Annotated in this window: 24 protein-coding genes and 2 pseudogenes; 11 read left to right on the top strand and 15 right to left on the bottom strand. The window is 38.2% G+C overall.

Annotated features, from left to right (window positions below; all coding sequences use genetic code 11):
* Positions 1-59 precede the first annotated feature (59 nt).
* The 6 genes from HMPREF9965_RS09005 to HMPREF9965_RS08980 all read left to right on the top strand — a co-directional run bounded on the left by HMPREF9965_RS09005 (position 60) and on the right by HMPREF9965_RS08980 (position 4,147).
* On the top strand, positions 60-1,019 hold the full coding sequence (locus HMPREF9965_RS09005) for a ribose-phosphate diphosphokinase (protein WP_001283841.1): 960 nt from the start codon (positions 60-62) through the stop codon (positions 1,017-1,019).
* Between the two features lie 9 nt (positions 1,020-1,028).
* Complete coding sequence (locus tag HMPREF9965_RS09000) at positions 1,029-2,144, top strand: cysteine desulfurase family protein (RefSeq protein ID WP_000639645.1); 1,116 nt, start codon at positions 1,029-1,031, stop codon at positions 2,142-2,144.
* A gap of 4 nt (positions 2,145-2,148) precedes the next feature.
* A complete protein-coding gene (locus HMPREF9965_RS08995) occupies positions 2,149-2,496 on the top strand; it encodes a DUF1831 domain-containing protein (RefSeq protein WP_000863527.1) in 348 nt (115 codons plus the stop codon).
* Positions 2,497-2,502: 6 nt separating this feature from the next.
* Positions 2,503-2,712, top strand: coding sequence for a DUF4649 family protein (locus tag HMPREF9965_RS08990; RefSeq protein WP_042898814.1), 210 nt, complete (start codon positions 2,503-2,505; stop codon positions 2,710-2,712).
* 88 nt (positions 2,713-2,800) lie between these two features.
* Entirely contained in the window at positions 2,801-3,442 is a 642-nt protein-coding gene (locus tag HMPREF9965_RS08985) for a redox-sensing transcriptional repressor Rex (protein WP_000653411.1), read from the top strand.
* Between the two features lie 15 nt (positions 3,443-3,457).
* Positions 3,458-4,147 (top strand): gamma-glutamyl-gamma-aminobutyrate hydrolase family protein, encoded by a 690-nt coding sequence (locus HMPREF9965_RS08980; RefSeq protein WP_000743328.1) that lies wholly within the window; start codon positions 3,458-3,460, stop codon positions 4,145-4,147.
* Here HMPREF9965_RS08980 and radC read toward each other — a convergent pair.
* The 5 genes from radC to HMPREF9965_RS08955 all read right to left on the bottom strand — a co-directional run bounded on the left by radC (position 4,144) and on the right by HMPREF9965_RS08955 (position 11,821).
* Positions 4,144-4,824: a RadC family protein gene (gene radC, locus HMPREF9965_RS08975; RefSeq protein ID WP_000286943.1), complete on the bottom strand. Its 681-nt coding sequence runs from the start codon at positions 4,822-4,824 to the stop codon at positions 4,144-4,146. The two genes, HMPREF9965_RS08980 and radC, sit on opposite strands and share 4 nt — an antisense overlap.
* 42 nt (positions 4,825-4,866) lie before the next feature.
* Positions 4,867-7,158, bottom strand: coding sequence for a DNA helicase PcrA (gene pcrA, locus HMPREF9965_RS08970; RefSeq protein WP_000992904.1), 2,292 nt, complete (start codon positions 7,156-7,158; stop codon positions 4,867-4,869).
* A gap of 184 nt (positions 7,159-7,342) precedes the next feature.
* A complete protein-coding gene (locus HMPREF9965_RS08965) occupies positions 7,343-9,013 on the bottom strand; it encodes a formate--tetrahydrofolate ligase (protein ID WP_000845301.1) in 1,671 nt (556 codons plus the stop codon).
* Positions 9,014-9,186: 173 nt separating this feature from the next.
* Positions 9,187-10,662: a hypothetical protein gene (locus HMPREF9965_RS08960; RefSeq protein ID WP_000070720.1), complete on the bottom strand. Its 1,476-nt coding sequence runs from the start codon at positions 10,660-10,662 to the stop codon at positions 9,187-9,189.
* Positions 10,655-11,821, bottom strand: a complete 1,167-nt coding sequence (locus tag HMPREF9965_RS08955) for a hypothetical protein (RefSeq protein WP_000345301.1) — start codon at positions 11,819-11,821, stop codon at positions 10,655-10,657. Before HMPREF9965_RS08955 ends, HMPREF9965_RS08960 begins: the two co-directional genes overlap by 8 nt.
* A gap of 137 nt (positions 11,822-11,958) precedes the next feature.
* Here HMPREF9965_RS08955 and coaB point away from each other — a divergent pair, with 137 nt between their 5' ends.
* The 5 genes from coaB to HMPREF9965_RS08930 all read left to right on the top strand — a co-directional run bounded on the left by coaB (position 11,959) and on the right by HMPREF9965_RS08930 (position 15,055).
* Positions 11,959-12,648 carry a phosphopantothenate--cysteine ligase gene (gene coaB / locus HMPREF9965_RS08950; protein ID WP_000699518.1) on the top strand — a complete coding sequence of 230 codons (690 nt, stop codon included), beginning with the start codon at positions 11,959-11,961 and terminating at the stop codon, positions 12,646-12,648.
* Positions 12,649-12,659: 11 nt separating this feature from the next.
* Positions 12,660-13,211 (top strand): phosphopantothenoylcysteine decarboxylase, encoded by a 552-nt coding sequence (coaC, locus tag HMPREF9965_RS08945; protein WP_001274053.1) that lies wholly within the window; start codon positions 12,660-12,662, stop codon positions 13,209-13,211.
* Entirely contained in the window at positions 13,195-13,758 is a 564-nt protein-coding gene (locus tag HMPREF9965_RS08940; RefSeq protein WP_001042725.1) for an ECF transporter S component, read from the top strand. Before coaC ends, HMPREF9965_RS08940 begins: the two co-directional genes overlap by 17 nt.
* A 242-nt stretch (positions 13,759-14,000) precedes the next feature.
* On the top strand, positions 14,001-14,528 hold the full coding sequence (locus tag HMPREF9965_RS08935) for an ECF transporter S component (protein ID WP_000354638.1): 528 nt from the start codon (positions 14,001-14,003) through the stop codon (positions 14,526-14,528).
* Positions 14,529-14,539: 11 nt separating this feature from the next.
* Positions 14,540-15,055 (top strand): transcription repressor NadR, encoded by a 516-nt coding sequence (locus HMPREF9965_RS08930; protein ID WP_000159163.1) that lies wholly within the window; start codon positions 14,540-14,542, stop codon positions 15,053-15,055.
* Here HMPREF9965_RS08930 and HMPREF9965_RS08925 read toward each other — a convergent pair.
* The 10 genes and pseudogenes from HMPREF9965_RS08925 to HMPREF9965_RS08890 form a co-directional block, all read right to left on the bottom strand.
* Positions 15,052-15,519, bottom strand: coding sequence for an 8-oxo-dGTP diphosphatase (locus tag HMPREF9965_RS08925; RefSeq protein WP_000091547.1), 468 nt, complete (start codon positions 15,517-15,519; stop codon positions 15,052-15,054). The genes HMPREF9965_RS08930 and HMPREF9965_RS08925 overlap by 4 nt on opposite strands.
* 23 nt (positions 15,520-15,542) lie before the next feature.
* Positions 15,543-16,085 carry a hypothetical protein gene (locus tag HMPREF9965_RS08920; RefSeq protein ID WP_000655357.1) on the bottom strand — a complete coding sequence of 181 codons (543 nt, stop codon included), beginning with the start codon at positions 16,083-16,085 and terminating at the stop codon, positions 15,543-15,545.
* 105 nt (positions 16,086-16,190) lie between these two features.
* Entirely contained in the window at positions 16,191-16,688 is a 498-nt protein-coding gene (locus tag HMPREF9965_RS13390) for a hypothetical protein (RefSeq protein ID WP_000938758.1), read from the bottom strand.
* Positions 16,689-16,730: 42 nt separating this feature from the next.
* Complete coding sequence (locus HMPREF9965_RS13385) at positions 16,731-17,054, bottom strand: hypothetical protein (protein WP_000823709.1); 324 nt, start codon at positions 17,052-17,054, stop codon at positions 16,731-16,733.
* Between the two features lie 63 nt (positions 17,055-17,117).
* Positions 17,118-17,321: pseudogene (locus HMPREF9965_RS13380) on the bottom strand (hypothetical protein); the annotation flags it as partial.
* Between the two features lie 31 nt (positions 17,322-17,352).
* Positions 17,353-17,625, bottom strand: a complete 273-nt coding sequence (locus HMPREF9965_RS13375) for a hypothetical protein (RefSeq protein WP_243701294.1) — start codon at positions 17,623-17,625, stop codon at positions 17,353-17,355.
* A gap of 818 nt (positions 17,626-18,443) precedes the next feature.
* The gene (locus HMPREF9965_RS08905; protein ID WP_000216013.1) at positions 18,444-18,947 is read right to left on the bottom strand and encodes a GNAT family N-acetyltransferase; all 504 of its coding nucleotides are present in this window, start codon (positions 18,945-18,947) and stop codon (positions 18,444-18,446) included.
* A 14-nt stretch (positions 18,948-18,961) separates the two neighbouring features.
* A complete protein-coding gene (locus tag HMPREF9965_RS08900; RefSeq protein WP_000699280.1) occupies positions 18,962-19,588 on the bottom strand; it encodes an NAD(P)H-dependent oxidoreductase in 627 nt (208 codons plus the stop codon).
* A gap of 14 nt (positions 19,589-19,602) precedes the next feature.
* Positions 19,603-19,802: pseudogene (locus HMPREF9965_RS13485) on the bottom strand (UvrB/UvrC motif-containing protein); the annotation flags it as partial.
* Between the two features lie 80 nt (positions 19,803-19,882).
* On the bottom strand, positions 19,883-20,683 hold the full coding sequence (locus tag HMPREF9965_RS08890; protein WP_255264849.1) for an acyltransferase family protein: 801 nt from the start codon (positions 20,681-20,683) through the stop codon (positions 19,883-19,885).
* Positions 20,684-20,747: the final 64 nt, after the last annotated feature.

Below are 20,747 nucleotides of genomic sequence, written 5' to 3'. Positions count from 1 at the left end.
CTTTGAAAAACAGAACTTTCTCAAAGGAGATTCACAAAGTTTACAGAGGACGGTCTATAATGTCAGATAGAAACAACATGAAACTTTTTGCACTTAATTCCAATCATGAAATTGCACAAAAAATCGCAGAAACGGTTGGGGTACCTCTCGGGAAATTATCTTCTCGCCAATTTTCTGATGGAGAAATCCAAGTCAACATTGAAGAGAGCGTTCGTGGTTATGATGTCTACATCATCCAATCAACCAGCTACCCCGTTAGCAACCACTTGATGGAGTTGTTAATCATGGTTGATGCCTGCGTACGTGCAAGTGCCCATAGTATCAACGTTGTGCTTCCTTATTTTGGTTATGCACGTCAAGATCGTATCGCTTCTTCTCGCGAACCTCTCACTGCAAAACTCGTTGCTAATATGCTCGTCAAAGCAGGTGTTAACCGTGTTCTAACCCTTGATCTACATGCCGTTCAGGTGCAAGGTTTCTTTGACATTCCTGTGGACAATCTTTATACAATTCCTCTTTTTGCTAAACACTATTGTGACAAGGGCTTACTTGGACCAGATGTGGTTGTTGTTAGTCCTAAAAACTCTGGTGTCAAGCGCGCTCGTAGCTTAGCCGAATACCTAGATGCACCAATCGCAATCATCGACTATGCTCAAGATGACTCAGAGCGGAGCCAAGGTTATATCATTGGAGATGTTGAGGGCAAGAAGGCTATCTTGATTGATGATATCCTAAACACTGGCCGTACTTTCTCAGAAGCGGCAAAAATCGTTGAGCGTGAAGGTGCAACTGAAATCTATGCGGTATCCAGTCATGGTCTCTTTGTAGAAGGCGCTGCTGATCTTCTTGATGCTACTAACATCAAAGAAATCCTTGTGACAGACTCAGTAGCCACAAAAGAAAGAACTCCGAAAAATGTGTGCTACATTACCGCTAGCGAATTGATCGGTGATGCAATCGTCCGCATCCACGAAAGAAAACCAGTCAGCCCACTCTTTGCATACAACAAAAAGAAATAAGGTGATTCTTTGATTTATTTGGACAATGCTGCTACGACTCCTATGTCAGCAGTAGCTATTGCAGAAATGACCAAGGTCATGCAGGAAACCCATGGGAATCCTTCTAGTATTCATAGTCATGGTCGGCAGGCTGGTAAACTGCTCCGTGAAGCCCGTCAGGAGTTAGCCCATTTACTAGGAACCAAGCCACAACGAATCTTTTTCACATCTGGCGGAACAGAAAGTAATAATACCGCTATCATCGGCTATTGTCTACGCCATCAAGAGCGTGGAAAACACATCATCACGACAGCTATTGAACACCATTCCGTGCTTGAGACTATCGATTACCTGGTGCAACATTTTGGTTTTGAAGTGACAATCATCCAACCAGTAAATCAAGAAATCACTGCGCAGCAAATTCAAGAAGCGTTGCGTGACGATACCATCCTAGTTTCTACCATGTATGCCAATAATGAAACGGGCAGTCTCTTGCCAATAGCTGAGATTGGACGTGTTTTAAAAGAGCATCCTGTTGCTTATCATGTTGATGCTGTTCAAGCTATCGGAAAAATCCCTATCCATCCCGAGGAGTTAGGAATTGATTTCCTTAGTGCTTCTGCTCACAAGTTCCATGGACCAAAAGGAATTGGTTTTCTTTACGCTTCGTCTATGGACTTCGATTCCTATCTTCACGGTGGGGACCAAGAACAAAAGAAACGAGCTGGAACAGAAAACCTTGCTGCCATCGTCGGTATGGTTGCTGCCCTCAAAGAAGACTTGGATCATCAGGCTGAGCATTACCAAAAACTGGAGGGATTAAAAACTGTTTTTCTAGAAGAAATTGCAGGTCTCAACTACTATCTCAATGAAAGCAAACACCAACTTCCTTATGTTTTCAACATTGGCTTCCCTGGTCAAAAAAATGACTTACTCTTGCTTCGGTTAGACCTTGAAGGAATCTCAATCTCAACTGGTTCAGCCTGTACTGCTGGTATTGTGCAAACGAGCCATGTCCTAGAGGCTCTTTATGGAGCGGATTCCCATCGCTTAAAAGAATCTGTCCGTATTAGTCTGTCCCCTCATAATACTGAGGAGGAACTGAAACAACTGGCACAAACCTTAAAAAATATTATTGGAGATTAATCTAATGGCATTCGAAAAAACCATTAAACTACAAAACTGCCGCTACGACTATACACTTAGTCCAACTGTAAAAAAGTTTACACTAAAAGACAATACTTTCTTTGAAACAAAAGTCGGAAACTACGAACTGACTCGTCTACTTGAAAAAGTTCCTAATAGTGGTGAAGGCTTCCTACTAAAAATTATCATTAACAAGGAACTTACTGGAGCCAAGCTTAACATCACTGACAAATCTGGTCTTCGTTTGGTCAATATCTTTAAATCTGAAGAACACCATATCCACCAAGAGAAATTCTACTTCCTCATGGACAGTTTAGTAGAACGCGGTATCTTCACTAAAGAAGAAAGATAATTGACTATGTATAGACTTACCTATCAAGATAGTTATCAAGTAGAACGCACACTTGAATTTTCCGATTACGAAGAGCTTATGCTATCACTATCAGGCTGTGTCACCCTGCCCGACACTCTCCTAATCAGCTCCTTAACACTGAATGATAAGGTGATTTATCAAGGATTAGTTGGCGATCTCTACCGTTTTTTATCACAAACTAATTTTTCAGATTAAAACTAAGAATTCTCTTAGTTTTTTCTTGTTTTTGTTGATTTTTTCACAATGTTTCTATAAAATAGAAGAATAGAAAGGTTGTGATTTTGTGAAAGATAAACAGTCTGCTATTCCAAAAGCAACAGCAAAAAGACTCTCTCTTTACTATCGAATTTTCAAGAGATTTCATGCCGAGAAAATCGAACGTGCCAACTCCAAACAAATTGCAGAGGCTATCGGTATCGATTCTGCGACCGTTCGTCGAGATTTTTCCTATTTTGGTGAACTTGGTCGTCGTGGATTTGGTTATGATGTTAAAAAATTGATGAATTTTTTTGCTGATCTCCTAAATGATAACTCAATTACAAATGTTATGCTGGTTGGGATTGGAAATATGGGGCATGCCCTTCTCCACTACCGCTTCCATGAGCGCAACAAGATGAAGATTATCATGGCCTTTGACCTAGATGACCATCCAGAAGTTGGCACCCAGACACCTGACGGGATTCCAATCTATGGCATCTCTCAAATTAAAGAAAAGATCAAAGAAGCAGATATCAAAACTGCTATCCTAACTGTTCCAAGTGTTAAATCACAAGAAGTTGCCAATCTTTTGGTCGATGCAGGTATAAAAGGTATTCTCAGTTTTTCGCCCGTCCACCTTCACCTTCCAAAAGATGTGGTCGTTCAGTATGTTGATTTGACAAGCGAACTCCAAACTCTCCTCTATTTTATGCGTAAAGAGGATTAGAAAGCGAAAGCATTTATGAAAAAACCAGTTATTGGGATTACAGGAAATGAAAAAGCTCATCCAGATGATGATGTCATGATGAGCTATGCGGCAAAAGGTTTTGTTGAAGGAGTCAAGGACGCTGGCGGAATTCCCATCATCCTACCGATTGGTGATCAAGAAATGGCAAGCCATTACGTCGCTATGATTGACAAACTCATCCTTACGGGTGGGCAAAATGTTGATCCAAAATACTATGGCCAGCCTAAAACAATTGACAGTGATGACTACCATCTTCAAAGAGATGAATTTGAATTAGCCCTTATCAGAGAAGCGATCAAACAGGAGAAACCAATTTTCTCTGTTTGTCGGGGTACCCAGCTCTTCAACGTCGCTATGGGAGGCACACTTCACCAAGATATTGAGGATCATTGGCAGGACTGTTCAGCCGAATACACAACCCAACGCCTCGTGACTGAGCCTGATACAATTCTCCGAGAGATCTATGGAGAAATCTCTCATATCAACTCCTTCCACCACCAGAGTATTAAAGATCTAGCTCCTAATCTTAAGGTTGTGGCTTATGATCCCAAGGATAAGATTATCGAGGCAGTCACAACTACAGATGATTTTCCTTATCTTGGTGTCCAATGGCATCCAGAATTTCTATTTGAAAATCGTCCCAAGGATAAAACACTATTTGACTATGTTGTAAACGAGCTTTAAATCAGATCCGTCTTTTCACGGTAACTAAAGTAATCCGAGTGCGAGACAATCAGATGATCCAGAAACACAATTCCCATCAGTTCGCAAGCTTCCTTGACTAGCTTAGTGACATGATCGTCATTTCGACTAGGAGATACAGCACCAGATGGATGATTGTGAACGAGAATCACAGAGGTGGCCATATGCTTGATGGCATAGTGAAGGATTTCCCTCGGTTCAGCAATACTGCGTGTCGCAGATCCGATAAAGATGGTCTGCTGATGAATGATTTGATTTTGAGTATTGAGATAGAGCGCCACTAGGTGCTCTTGTTTTTTATCACCAAGTTCATGTTGCATTTTCTTGGCTAGCTTTTGACTACTGAGAATACTTTCCATCTCAAGAGTTTCATGTTTGTGAATACGATGCCCTAGTTCTATCATAGCTTGTAATTCAATGGCTTTAACACGTCCAATACCTGACAGACTCTGCAATTCCTGCAGGGTCATTTTTTTCAAATCAGTTAGACCGTTGAGACTACTCAAGACTTTCTGAGCGATTTCAAAAACATTAGCTTGACGCGTTCCGGTTCTGAGCAGAATCGCTAGCAATTCTTGATTGCTCAGAGCCTCTACTCCTTCTTTAACTAGTCTTTCTCTGGGTAAGAGTGAATCTTCTTGGAATGAAATACTATACATAAAAATCCTCCTCACTTTATTATTCGTGAGAAGGATGAAAAATTAGATTTTTTTCTCAATTGGGGCAACACTGGCTAAGAGTTTTTTCAGCCCCACTTCTGGGAAATTGATTTTCAATTCCTGAGTATCACCACTACCCGACACTTCAAGAACTGTTCCCTCTCCCCACTTCTTGTGAAGGGCAATATCCCCAATAGACCAGTTGGTATCGCTGGTATCATTTTTGTTTCCAGCTGTAAATTGTCCAAACGGGAGACCGCTTGACTGGATAGAGCTTGGTGCAGCCTTGCGTTTCCGTTCTTGAAGTGCCTGAGCCAAACTCATTCCTTGACCGAAAGCAATCCCACCACTGCTATAAGAAGCCTTGAAACTGGTATTAGCTGGTCGAGCCAAGCCTTGATAGTCAAGCAAGTCCGAACTGATTTCATTGATGAAACGTGTTGGACGGTTATAGCTTGTACGACCGAAAAGCAAGCGAGAGTTGGCATTGGTCAGATAGAGAATCTTCTCAGCGCGCGTGATACCGACATAGGCCAAACGGCGCTCTTCTTCCAACTCATCAGGATCTTCAGCTGCTCGACTAAGTGGAAAGACATTTTCCTCCATCCCGATGATAAAGACAACCGGAAACTCAAGCCCTTTAGCAGCATGCAAGGTCATCAAGGTCACTTCCGATGTTTCCTGACTACCAGAGTCCGTATCAGCAATCAAGGCTAGGTCATTCAAGAAACGACTGAGTTTATCTAAACCTGTTTCCTCTTCTTGACTATCAGGATTGTCGTCAAAATTCTTAGTAACAGATAGGAACTCTTGGATATTCTCAGCCCGAGCCTTGCTTTCCAAGGTTGCCTGAGCATTAAGAATATCGACATAACCTGTTTTTTCTAGAACCGCCTCAACCAACTCAGTAATCGTTAATTGATCCAGTTGCTCTCGCAAATCCAAAATCATATTGGCAAACTCCCAGATAGACTGGGCTGCCTTACCCTTGATTCCTGATAACATGATATTGGCTGAAGCGTCTAGCATGGACATCTCTTGTAGGTTAGCAAAGTCGCGAATTTTCTCAACAGTACCTGGCCCAATTCCACGTTTCGGCTCGTTGATAATGCGCTCAAAACTGATATTGTCACTCAGATTGGCAATGAGGTTAAGGTAGGCAATAATATCGCGAATTTCCTTACGGCTGTAGAACTTGGTTCCTCCAACCATAGTATAAGGTATGTTTGACTTGAGCAGGGCTTCCTCAATAGTACGGGATTGCGCATTAGTCCGATAAAGAACTGCAAAATCCTTGTGAAGGAAGTTTTGGCTGCGACCGAGTTCATCGATGGTTTTTGCTACAAAAACAGCTTCGTCTTGTTCGTCGTTAGCACGATAGTAAATAATCTGCTCCCCATCGGCATTCTGGGTCCAGAGATTCTTAGGACGACGATTTTTATTGTTTTTGATGACGTCATTGGCGGCTTGCAGAATAGTTTTGGTTGAACGATAGTTTTCTTCTAACAAGACAACCTTGGCTTTGGGATAGTCTTTCTCAAAATCCAAGATATTTTGCATATCAGCCCCACGCCAACCGTAGATAGACTGGTCCGCATCCCCAACCACACAGATATTTTTAAAGCGAGATGCCAAGAGTTTGACCAATTGGTACTGAGCATGGTTGGTATCTTGGTACTCATCCACGTGGATGTATTGGAACTTCTGCTGATAGTAGGTTAAGACGTCAGGATTCTGATCAAAGAGACGCAGGGTCAGCATAATCAAATCATCAAAGTCAACCGATTCTGACTGACGAAGTTCTTTTTGATAGGCTGTGTAACACTGGGCCACGATTTGCGTGTACATATCGCCAGCTTGGGCAGCATAAGCCACATCATCAATTAGGTCATTCTTAGCATTGGAAATAGTCCCCAAAATAGTCCGTTCATTCCATTTTTTCGGATCCAAGTTCAATTGCTTGAGAATGCGCTTCATAAGGGTTCGCTGTTCACCAGGATCTACAATGGTGAAGTTCCGATTGTAGCCAATATGATCCGCATCGCGACGTAGAATACGAACACACATGGAGTGAAAGGTCGCAATCAGACAGTCCTGAGTTGTTGGATTGAGCCCATAAGCACGCTCCTTCATCTCACGCGCAGCCTTGTTGGTAAAGGTAATGGCCAAAATATTCCAAGGATTGACCATTTTTTCATCAATCAAGTAGGCGATTCTGTGAGTCAAAACACGAGTCTTCCCAGAACCAGCACCAGCCATGATTAACAAGGGGCCTTCTGTCGTTTGCACCGCCTCAGCTTGACGGTCATTCATTCCATTCAATAATGCGTTCATTTTCTCTTCCTTACTCTTGAAGTCAATGTTTCTATTATATCAAAAATCAGGAAAAATATCTTTACCTAGACTGATTGCGTCTAGAAAGTAACTCTATTATCAGCTGAAGACAACTCCTTAAATCTAGATAAAAAAATGAGCTTGGATATTATTTCCAAACTCATTTGAAATCAATTGCAATATACTAGAACAATCCTAGAACAGTTCCATCACTTTCAACATCCATGTTGAGAGCGGCTGGACGTTTTGGAAGTCCTGGCATGGTCATAACATCACCAGTTAAGGCAACGATAAAACCTGCACCTAATTTTGGTACCAATTCACGAATGGTAATTTCAAAGTTCTCTGGAGCTCCAAGTGCATTTGGATTGTCAGAGAAACTGTACTGAGTTTTAGCCATACAGATTGGCAATTTGTCCCATCCATTTTGAACGATTTGAGCAATTTGCGTTTGAGATTTCTTCTCAAAGTTCACTTTGCTACCACGATAGATTTCAGTGACAATTTTTTCAATCTTTTCTTGGACAGAAAGGTCATTGTCATAAAGACGAGTGTAGTTGGCTGGATTTTCAGCAATAGTCTTAACAACCGTTTCGGCAAGCGCTACGCCACCTTCTGCACCATCAGCCCAGACACTAGCCAACTCAACTGGAACATCGATTGAGGCACAGAGTTCTTTCAAGGCTGCGATTTCAGCTTCTGTATCAGAGACAAATTCATTAATTGCAACAACTGCTGGAATACCGAACTTACGGATGTTCTCAACGTGGCGTTTCAAGTTGGCAAAACCTGCACGCACTGCTTCTACATTTTCCTCTGTCAAAGCATCCTTAGCTACACCACCATTCATCTTAAGGGCACGAAGGGTTGCGACGATGACAACAGCATCTGGAGATGTTGGCAAGTTTGGTGTCTTGATATCAAGGAATTTCTCAGCCCCAAGGTCTGCACCAAAACCAGCTTCAGTAACTGTGTAATCAGCCAAGTGAAGGGCTGTTGTAGTTGCCAAGACAGAGTTACATCCATGAGCGATATTGGCAAATGGACCACCGTGTACAAAGGCAGGTGTACCGTAAATTGTCTGAACCAAGTTCGGTTTGATAGCATCTTTCAAAATCAATGCTAAAGCACCTTCAACCTGTAAATCACCTACAGAAACAGGAGTGCGGTCATAGCGATAACCAATTACAATATTAGCCAAACGACGTTTCAAATCTTCAATATCAGTCGCCAAGCAAAGAATCGCCATAATTTCTGAAGCAACGGTAATATCGAAACCATCCTCGCGTGGAATACCATTTAGAGGACCACCAAGGCCAACTGTCACATGACGAAGGGCACGGTCATTCAAGTCCACGACACGTTTCCAGAGAATACGACGTTGGTCGATTCCCAGCTCATTTCCTTGGTGCAAGTGGTTGTCAATCAAGGCAGAAAGTGCATTGTTGGCAGTTGTAATAGCATGCATATCTCCAGTAAAGTGGAGGTTGATGTCTTCCATTGGCAACACTTGGGCATAACCACCACCGGCTGCACCACCTTTGATCCCCATTACTGGACCAAGAGACGGTTCGCGGATAGCAATCATAGTTTTCTTGCCAATCTTGTTCAAGGCATCCGCAAGACCAATGGTAATGGTAGACTTCCCTTCACCAGCAGGTGTTGGGTTGATAGCAGTTACCAAGATCAATTTTCCAACTGGATTGCTCTCAACTGCACGGATTTTATCAAAACTAAGCTTAGCCTTGTACTTCCCGTACAACTCCAAATCATCGTAAGAAATACCAAGTTTCTCCACAACATTCACGATTGGTTTCAACTCAATACTCTGCGCGATTTCAATATCTGTTTTCATAACAAACTCCTCTAATCTCTAATGTGATAATTCATTATAACACAAAACAAGATTTTTAACACTATTAAGCCCTTAAAACGTTCGTAAATATCAATATTTCAAAGATTATAATAGCGCTTTTTAAAATTTTATATGCTTTTATAGTTTTAGACTATAAAGAATCTGAAAACGATCTAGTCAAGAAAATAACTATCAATTTCAGACAAATCATGGAGAATTTTTTTGTCTTCAATTTCTAATTTTTCCGCCATCTCAATAGAGTACTCAAATCTAAGTTTAGTATTTATTGACAAATCAAACGAATACTCTTGTATCTCACCCAATTTTTTATACTTTTCTATAATTTCATTATAAATAACAAGATAATTCTCGTCTAAAGTTTTTATGTAACTATTCAAATTTTCTCTATAAACTTGAATTATGTTTTGTTCTCTTTCGTTTAAAATCCCCTTACCTATCTCCCATATTATAGAAGTAGCTATTGAGCCCACTACAGAACCTAGAACAGGTATTGGAATCATGATCTGACCAATACAAGCACCAATTGTAGCAAAGGAAGCATCTATTACATTTAATGTCAAGAGGTTCATAAGTTCATCTTGAGTTATTTCAGAAGATCTAAATCTCAAAACAACATCTATCATTCCATAAGTAGCCATTACTAAAGCACTGGCATTTGGAGCGCTAATACCCAAAATATTTGTTAATCCGTAAATTGAATATCCTGATATTGCTCCACTTGCAACACCTTGTAATGAATTCAATCCACAATCTAACCAATCTGATTCTTCGAATTCAAAAATATTTTTTCCTTCTTTGTATTTTCCATATACAGTCGACATCAAAGCTAAACCACCCTGTAAAAAAGCTGCGTTTCTTGCAACCTTGTTAGCTTCTTTTAAATTTGGTAATGCATGTTTTTGGGCCACTAATCTTTTTTTATTTAATTCTTGTTGTTTTAGTCTGACTGTTTTACGAATATTCTTCTCTTCAGAATCTATAAGAGAATGAATTGAATTTTTTTGAGCGTCTTTATAATCTAGAGCAGAGGATTTCATCCAATATTTGTATGAAGTAAGTCCCTTGCTTTCAGTGATATCATTAATCATTTGGCGTATATCCGTAATTTGTTTAATGGATAATCTCTTGCCATTCAATTCAACTTCTTTTGCTCCAGCCATTATTTTTTCAAATACTTGAACGTGATCTTTTGGAAACATCATTTTCATTTTTGAACTGTAATGAAACGATTGAGCTAGTTCATCACGTAAATTACCATAAAACTTCATTTGAATGGTATTTCTACCAATTAATAAATCGGCTGGTCCATTATCATTCAATACTTTGACAATAGGATTTAACCCTTCAATGGCTCTCCTCGCATTTACAATCCCTGCTTCTGCAAATTCAGCGATAAACCCGTGACCACCGTAGTCTCCTCCACGCTTCTTTAGAATAACATCTTCAATATTATCTCTAGTATAGTTTAAAATCTTTGAGGCATTGTCCTTGTTTAAGATGACTCTGCGTGCTTCATCCTCTATGATTTTCATAGCATTATGTAAATCTTGAATTCTCAAGTTATTTAAACAATTGACATATGCACCAATGCCTTGGTTAAAAGCTTGATTAATAATCTGGTTACTCATTTATTCTAATTTCCTTATTTACCATAGCAGTCAATGATAGAGTTGAATTCACTAAAGCACCTGCTTGATATTTTTCGTCATCAGTAAATAAGCTATAGTCCATCCCAGTTAAAGATAAATTAGCTAAGTATATTCCCTCTGTTTGTTTTTCTGTTAGTTCTATTAATTCTGTAACTTCTATTACTTTTTCTTTAAGTTGTCTAGTCAACAATTCTACCTTTTTCTGTTCCTCTATAGCTTCTTTTGCAACTTCTTCATTTTTCCTATTAGCTACTACACCAGCGCCTACAGAAGCGGTCAACATAACGCCTGCAATTCCCCAACCGACAGGACCAGCTAATGCTAAAAATGCGTTACCTGCTGCCACTCCACCGCCACCAGCTGCTAAACTTCCACCACCTAACCAAGCCAGAGCGGCGCTATTTGCTGCAGCACCTGTCAAACTTGAAATTGCAGTACCTGTTGATGCAACACCAAATGTAGTTGCAACACCCATAGCGACAGTAGGTCCTAAAGTTGCAACTGTTACTCCTAATGCGCTAAGTGAAGCCGTAGCCGCTGTGCTACCACTTGCTAATTCAGCTTCCTTAATTGACTGTGAAATAGCAATTTGCTTATCTTCAAAATTCTGAATTTCAACATCAATTTCTTCTAATTTTGTTTCAAACTCTTTTGGTTTATTTGCTAGTTTGTTAATTCTTTCTTCAACAATTTTTACAACTTTGATAGCTTTATCCCTAACCTGATAAAGCTCTATTGATTTATTAGCCAAGTTATCAGCTTCCTCATTATAACAACTAATAGCTTCATTATATCCATCAACAGCTTCTTGTCTTAGTTTAGAATTAAAAAGATCTACCGATTCAATTTGTTCTTTTGTATTATTCGCTATTTTCCCAGCTTCGTTAAATGTTTGAGAAGTCACATTTGATATCTGATTTGCTACATCTCCAGCAACTTCAACGGCTTTCCCTGAGACATCTGAGACAACATTACCAACTTGGTCTGATACTTCACCTATAGTTTTTGCAGATTCTGTAATAACTTCTCCAGTAAATTTACTCGCTTCATTTAAGGCTTCGCTAGTAGCAGAACCGACATCGTTCAATACTTTACCAGCTTCCTTTGCAATGTTGTCTGCTAATTTAAAAAAATCCATAAAACATACCTCTCTTTTTGCATATACTTTTATTATGCAATAAACGACTTAAATTGTCAAAATCAACCATATATTAATTTGTTCAATTTTTATCGCTTTCATTTTACTTACTGTTTATTTTTGTGTACAATAGTCCTATGAAAATTTTAGTTACGTCGGGCGGTACGAGTGAAGCTATTGATAGCGTCCGCTCTATTACGAACCATTCCACAGGTCGCCTGGGGAAAATCATCACAGAAACCTTGCTTGCTGCGGGACACGAAGTTTGTTTGATAACGACAAAACGAGCTGTGAAGCCAGAAGCTCATCCCCATTTAACCATTCGAGAAATTAAGAACACCAATGATCTTCTTCTGGAAATGAAGGATTGTGTTCAAAATTATCAGGTCTTGATTCATTCGATGGCTGTGTCCGACTACACTCCTATTTATATGACGGGGTTGGAGGAGGTACAAGCTAGCTCCAATCTAGAAGAATTTTTAAGCAAGCAGAACCATCAGGCTAAGATTTCTTCAACTGATGAGGTTCAGGTTTTATTCCTGAAAAAAACACCTAAAATCATCTCTCTAGTCAAGAAATGGAATCCAGCTATTCATCTGATTGGTTTCAAACTGCTAGTTGATGTCTCTGAGGATTATCTCATAGAAATTGCTAGACAGAGTCTTATCAAGAACCGAGCAGACTTGATCATTGCAAATGACCTTACTCAAATTTCAGCAAATCAGCATCGGGCAATCTTTGTTGAGAAAGAGCATCTTCAAACTGTTCAAACCAAAGAGGAAATTGCAAGCCTCCTCCTTGAAAAAATTCAAGCATACGATTCTTAGAAAGGAAAGCCATGGCAAACATTCTAATCGCAGTGACAGGTTCCATCGCCTCCTATAAAGCAGCTGATCTCGTCAGTTCTTTAAAAAAACAAGGCCATAATGTCACTGTCTTAATGACCGAGGCGGCGAGAGAGTTTATCCAGCCTTTGACACTACAGGTACTCTCACAAAATCCTGTTCACCTTGATGTCATGCAGGAACCCTATCCTGATCAAGTCAATCATATTGAAAGAGGCAAAGAAACCGACCTTTTTATCGTCGTCCCTGCTACCGCTAATACCATTGCCAAACTAGCACATGGTTTTGCGGATAACATGGTTACGAGTATAGCTCTTGCCCTGCCAGACCATGTCAAAAAGTTAGTCGCACCAGCCATGAACACAAAAATGTATGACCATCCGGCAACTCAGGCTAATCTAAAAACATTAGAGACCTATGGTTATCAGATTATCTCTCCAAAGGAATCTCTACTAGCCTGTGGCGATCACGGCAAAGGCGCCCTAGCTGACCTGAATACTATTTTAGAAAGAATAAAGGAAACCCTCGATGAACAAACGCTCTAACATTGCTCCAATTGCTATCTTTTTTGCAGTTATGCTCGTTATCCACTTTTTGAGCTCTCTCCTATTTAATCTTTTCCCATTTCCAATCAAACCAACTATCGTTCATATTCCAGTAATCATTGCTAGTATCATCTATGGCCCACGAGTTGGTGTTACACTCGGTTTTTTGATGGGGCTACTCAGCTTGACGGTTAACACGATTACAATCCTTCCAACCAGCTACCTATTCTCACCTTTTGTACCAAACGGAAACATCTATTCAGCAATGATTGCCATCCTACCTCGTATTTTGATTGGTCTGACTCCTTACCTAGTTTATAAATTATTGAAAAACAGAACAGGCCTCATCATTGCTGGTGCTCTCGGTTCCCTTACCAACACCGTCTTTGTCCTCGGGGGGATATTCTTCCTTTTTGGAAATGTCTTCGATGGCAATATCCAAAAACTCCTAGCAACTGTCATCTCTACAAACTCAATCGCTGAACTCCTCATCTCAGCCATCCTAACTGTAGCAATTGTCCCACGTCTCGAAACCTTGAAGAAATAAACATAATTCCACTTTCAGCCTTGAAGGTGGAGTTTTAGTTTTCACCAGTAAAGGCTCATCTTCTATTCATAAATGGTTATTTACCAGGGAGTCATTAGTTCAAAATTTTGAAAATATATGAAAATCCTTTGAATCTATCACCTATACTTTTGAAAATTTTCAATAAAATCAAAATAAATTCTTGACATGTCTATCTATTTATTGTACTATACTTGTGTATATACAGTTAAATGGAGGTTCTTATGGATATACGGAAAAAAACGCAGTTTATGACGATGACTGCCCTACTCACTGCAATCGCGATTTTGATTCCAATCATTATGCCTTTTAAAATCGTCATCCCACCCGCTTCTTATACCTTGGGAAGTCATATCGCCATCTTTATCGCCATGTTCCTATCACCTTTGATGGCTGGTTTTGTGATCATCGCTTCTAGTCTTGGCTTCCTGATGGCAGGCTATCCCATGGTTATCGTCCTGCGCGCCTTTTCTCACATCGTTTTTGGTATTTTGGGAGCATTTTACTTAAAAAAATTCCCTGAAACCTTGGATAAACCAAAGGCATCTTGGATTTTTAACTTTGTTTTGGGTGTTGTTCATGCTATCGCTGAAGTACTGGCTTGTATCATCTTCTATGCCACTTCAGGGACTAACGTTGAAAATATGTTTTATGTTCTCTTTGTCCTAGTTGGATTTGGCACAATTATCCACAGTATGGTAGACTATACATTAGCACTAGCTGTCTATAAAGTGCTTCGAAAACGTCGCTAAAAGGAAAAACTATGACAAAGGATCGCAAACAAGCTCTTCTCAAACTATTAAAAGAGGCGCCAAAAGCTCTCAATGGTCAAACCTTGGCTGAACACTTTCATGTTACGCGCCAAGTCATTGTACAGGATATCGCTATTCTCCGAGCAGATGGGGCTCCTATCCTATCCACCAATCGTGGTTATATCTACAAAGAAAATAACGCCAGTCCCTACGTTCACAAACTCTTTAAAGTGAAACATGAACTGGAAGAAATCGGGCAGGAACTTCTAGCTATTGTAGATAATGGCGGACGCGTTCAAAATATTTTAATTGATCATCCCGTTTATGGTGAAATTGAAACTCTGCTCAAACTCACCTGTCGCCGAGATGTCCAGCATTTTCTGGAACAAGTCGAGAATTCTGACTTTAGACCACTTTCTGAATTGACAGACGGCATTCATTACCACCTTGTTGAAGCTGAAACACAACAAGACCTCCACTATATCGAGGAGGCCTTGGATCAGTTAGGTTATTTAGTAAAAGACTAGAAAATTTCTTTCTCCCAGCCGTCCTCTGTACGGTGACGATAGAAGAACTCTGATTTGTCAGGTGCTTCCATCATTTCCATCAAGGGTAGCATATCATAGGCCAGATCCAAGTTTGGAATCTGGTCTTTTTGCACCCAAGATACTTCTCCTTCTTCTGAGGATTGGAGATTTCCAGTAAACTCTGTCGCCTTATAGCAAACGACGATGTAGCGCTCACCTGTATCTAGTGGCCAATTTTTAATGCCGACAAGTTGAGGATTTTGGATAGTCAATCCTGTTTCTTCATAGATTTCACGAATGACAGACTCTGCGAAAGACTCTCCATTTTCTACATGGCCTCCAGGAAAGGCATAACCAGACCAGCGATTCTCTTCAGGAGAGCGATACTGCATAACCACGCGCTGAGTTTCGAGGTCTTCAATCAGACAAATGTTTGTTAAAATCGTTAATTGGGAGCGGGACATAAATTTACTCACTTTCTAAGTTGTTATATAACTTTTTCAGACTTAATATCAGATTTCATGATGAAGGGATTGATCAGCTCATGATAATAGTATACATCATGAAGCAAATATCCTCTTGTTATGACAATTTCTTGTCCTCTAACTTCATAATCAATAGTGATTGGAACAGGAGGATTTGGAATAAAAGCGAAGACGACAATTACAAATAACCAAATATAAAAACTACAAATCGCACTGCGCACTCCTTCAAGGAAGCGATATTTCCCCTTTAAAAAGTAAATAAAAATATGCGAAATAGAGAGGATAATTGGAACAAAAAGCTTTGTATTCCACGCTATGGGAATAAATTTCAGTCCAAATATCCCAAATAGAAGATCAAGAATTGCAAAGGACCTCAAAAAGCGAATAAATAGAGTAAAAATTAGAAGAAAGAGCCAAATATTCCAAATAATCGGAGTAAATGATAAACCAAATGACCATAATATGACATGAACAATAACAAATGCTATCAGTAAAGAATATAGGATAGTATAAATGAGCTTGTTAAAAATACTCGAATCTTTCACTATTAATTTCTCCTTTAAATTCAAACTACTAACTAATGACTAATATCTATCACTTTTAAATTATCTCGTCTATTATTTTAACACAAATAATTACATATAAAATTTTTAGTTAAAATTACTTCCATAATAGAGCATCTTATGATTTTGAACCTTTAAAGGGACACTACTGCCCGAACGATATCCTTTAGCACCATAGTAGTAAGAAACCTCATAAAAGGCATCTGGCAACTCGGCATTATCTATCCCATTTGAAATAAATCCTGTCAGTCCGCCTTCACTATCAAAATAATCTTTCTCACCCTCTTCTAAAACAGTATCTTTATATCTAACACTTCCTTTAATAATTCCTTTTTCCAAGAATTCATCAATAGGAAGATCATACAAACCTTGAAAAGCTTTCCTTTCCTTACGATTCTTTTCAATGAGGGCATAATAGTCTTGGATATTTTCAGATTCAGTATCGATACTCCAGTAACTATTCACATATTCTAGATTTGGATTTTCATATTGCTTAAAAAAATTCTCTACCTTCTCTTTATTAGAAACACTGACAGGATGCTGGTTGAGTAGTTTATGAGCCATGTCTGAAAATTCTTGTAACATGGTTCTCGTAGTCCCATCATAGGCTAGTTCTTCATCAGTCTTTTAGGGATTGTATTTTGAGGACTTTGGACGATAAAACAAGGCATGACTCACAGTGACTCTACTTCCATCAACCTCTTCACTATAATCGTATTCAATTTTGTATTTTTCAGAAGTCCATTTATCTCTAGAAAACTTCGTAACCTTCATATCTCCTTTAAAACCATACAAATCAAGGGTTCTCCTTACTGCTGTCTCTACCTCCGATTGATTTGCTTCAGGAAAAATATCATAAGTTGTTGTAAAGATAAGGAAGGCAAAACGTAGAATAAAGAATAAAGGGACAATATTTATAATACAAAAAATTAAAAGTAACTTTCTTTTCATTACTAGATTCTCCTTATTAATAAAAAGATTATAATTTCTTTGAAGCTTTAATTTTTTCTCAACTCAACGATAAGAAATTTTCGAACTTTCTATCTCTATATCAGGATTGGCAAGTTTGAAATAAGGAGCAATATAGTCTGCATCCGTAACCTTTGGCCCTAGAATAACTTTTGAGTATTTCAAAGGAGCCAGATTGATGTATACAAATAAATCATATCTGCCATTATCTTTCGCGCTTAATACGATATACTTCCTAAAATCATTAATTTGGAACAGGACATAGGACTCTCTTTCTATATTAAATGACTTTTTCGTACTTGATTTTAGATTTCATAATGAAGGGATTTATTCGTTCATCGTAATAATATACTTCATGAAGCAAATATCCTTTTTGAATGACGATTTCTTGTTCCTGAACTTCATAATCAATAGTGATTGGAACAGGAGGATTTGGAGTAAAGGCGAAAACGACAATTACAAATAACCAGATATAGAAACTACAAAAAGCGCTACGGATTCCTTCTAAGAGATGATATCGGTTCTTAAAATAATCACAAATATTATGCGCCATAACCAAAATAACTGGTAAAAAGAGCCCTGTATTAAATACTATAGGAATAAATTGTATTCCAACTATCCCAAAAAGAAGATCAAGAATTACCAAAGGTCTCCAAAAGTGAATAAACAGAGTAAAAATTAAAAGGAAAAGCCAACTGTCCCGAAGAATGGGGGTGAATGATAAACCAAATATTGAAAGGCAAAATCGATAAGGACAAATGCTAGTAAAATCAGATAGACCATTCTAAAAAAGTTAAATGTTTCATCATGGTATATTCCTCATTTTTTCCATATGATTCTGCAATAGAACGGTTAAGCCAGCAAGGGAGAAAAAGAACAGGTAAGTTGAAATCGGAAACCAGATGTAGCGGTAATCTAAGGATAAGAGGGAAGGCAGAATACCTTTACTGTTTTTCCCACTAACCCCTATAAAAAGATGTACAATTAAACCGATACTATTAAGATAGATAAATAATTCAATAAATCTTTTTAGGGTCACCTTTGTTCTAGACGAGTCTAGAAACAAATAGTCAAATACCCTATAAACTAGACAAAAAAGATTCAGATACAAGGGAAAACTATAATTGATTTCCTTGTAGGGCAATGGAATTGGTAAGATATTAAAAATTTGATTAACACCAAATCCTATCACTAATACCAAACTAAATATAAGACAGAACCCTACTAATTTATGAGAATCTAGCCCCGATGACTTCTTATACTTCGTCTCTTTTACTTTCACAATAACTTCTCCCTATTTAAAAATATATTCTAAAACGTAATCATTTGTTCATTGTGCAATCTGAAAACCAATCACAACTGTCCTTGCATTTAACTCTCTGATTTTGTTGAACTCTTAAATACCATTCTAATTTCAATGATAGGCTTTCCAAGTTCAAGTATTTTTTCTTGGCCATCAACAGTAAAACCCATTTTTTGATAAAAAGCAATGGCTCGCTTATTTTCTTTTAATACCCATAAGAATATTTCAGAGAAATGTTCAAGAGTAGTCAGAGCTTCCGTCATTAACTTCTGAGCAATACCTTTTCCATAATAGTCTTTTAAAACATATAAGGAGATAATTTCACCAGCTTGAATAGTCTCATTACGAAAGTTTCCATAACTGATAAAACCAACTACCTTCATGCCGTCCATCGCAATCAATGTATTTTCTGGATATTTTTGACTAAAGAATCGACATCTTTCTAATGTCATTGTCTCCTGAAATTCTGCAGGCAAAAGGTCGTCATAAGCCTCTCTCCACGTTTGCCAGTGAACGAGGGATTTACCTTCTATCTCTTCAGGAGTTTCCATTGATTTGATAATAACCGTCATTTATTTTCTTATCCTTAATCCAACGCCTTGACTTCCTCAGCAACTTTTTGCAGATATTTTTGTCTTATAGAATTTGTATTCACCTCACGCCCTAACTCACCTAAAATTGAAACCTTCTTTGTTTTAATGCCACAGTGATTCAGGACAGCATTCTTTAATACTGATATTCCATAACTGTCTGGAATGTTGATAGGACCTGAAAATACTTTGTACCACCATGTTGGTGCCATGGAGGTTGCGTAAATACTAGCTGTTTTGCCTTTTAATAACTTTTTGAACTGATTGCCTCTCAAGTAGTTCCAGATGAAGTTTCCCTGATTATTGGCAGAGTATGCAATTCCTGGTGTAAAAACACGGTCAATCCAACCTTTCAATAGACTAGGCATACTACTCCACCAAATTGGATAAACAAAAATGAAATGATCTGCCCACTGGATTAATTCTTGAGAGCGAAGTATGAAAGAGTCCTCTTCCATACGTTTTCGATAACCATATCGTAATACAGGATCAAAATCTATCTCATTTAGGTTAATAGATTCAAGCTCATGGCGATTTGAGTTAATATTTCCTACAATCGTTCGAAAAATTTCTTGACAGAAACTTCCCTTGTCAGGATGTCCATTGATGACTAAAATTTTCATTCATTTTCTCCTATCTAATCCAACACTTTGACTTCTAGCATCATACCACGTATCTGAGTTGCTAGTTCAAAATCAAGCACTTCGACGGCTTCTTGCATTTGTTTTTCCAGTTTCTTGACGAGTTCTTTATGCTTTAGTTTTTGAGGTTATTGATATCGACTTCCTTGTCCTCTTCTTTAGAAACTGCCTTGGTCACAGCAATAAGGTCACGTATAATCTCAGTAAACCTTAAGTTCTCAATACAGTGTATATTTTAGTGCCTCTTGCTCCTATTTTTAATAAGACAATAAAGTTTTAAGTTTGTTTAAGATTTTTAAAACTCTTGATTAAAGTAAGAATATACGCCATTAATTTATTTCTAAAATACTCAATGATAGCACCAGAAAAAAACAGGATCAGTGTCATAACTAGAATAATAATGACAAACATGGAAAATTCTTGTTCTTCAACTAAAGTATGGATGGTTGGTATAATTCTTCTAAAAATAAGAGGATGTACATGAAACAGATAAACACCCAAAGTTAGTGGAGATACTAAAAGAACGAGTTTCTTAAAAGTTAAGGGAAGATTTTTAATATTCAAGAAGAGTAAAAATATTGCTATTCCTTGCAGTGTGACCGTCGGAGAAATATAACTTCTCCACTGTTTAAAACCAAGCCAGCATAATATAAAAGTTAAACTAGTTAGAAATAAAATGAATCCACTAACATTACGTATTTGAAAACGACTTTCGTAATTTGATTTTCTAATTATTGCTCCCAAAGTGTACAAGAGGATCATCCATAATACACTATATCCACCCCACAAGCCCAGAATATCTTGTTTAAATACTGTGGGTATGACAGAAAAGTATATAAATGCTCCACTAACAATTGGAAGCAATTGTTCTTTTTTCAATGTCAGCACTGCTTGATTCAAAAATGGTGCTATTAAGACTAAACCAAAATAGCAACTCATATACCAATACTGTCCATGACTTATTGGAGTTAAAGCTGAAAACCAATCACTTAAGTTGACAGATGATTTTGAAAAAATAGCAAATACAAAAGTAACTGAAATAGTATAGAAAATGATCTGTACCCAAAAACTAAACATTTTTTTTATAACTAAATTGTGAATAAAGACCGACATACCCACTGATTAAAATATAAATATTTAC

This window comes from Streptococcus mitis bv. 2 str. SK95 (genome assembly GCF_000222705.1).
Classification (GTDB): Bacteria; Bacillota; Bacilli; order Lactobacillales; family Streptococcaceae; genus Streptococcus; species Streptococcus mitis_AY.
The sequence above is the reverse complement of the archived record's forward strand: the minus strand, read 5'-3'. Positions and strand labels throughout refer to the sequence as shown.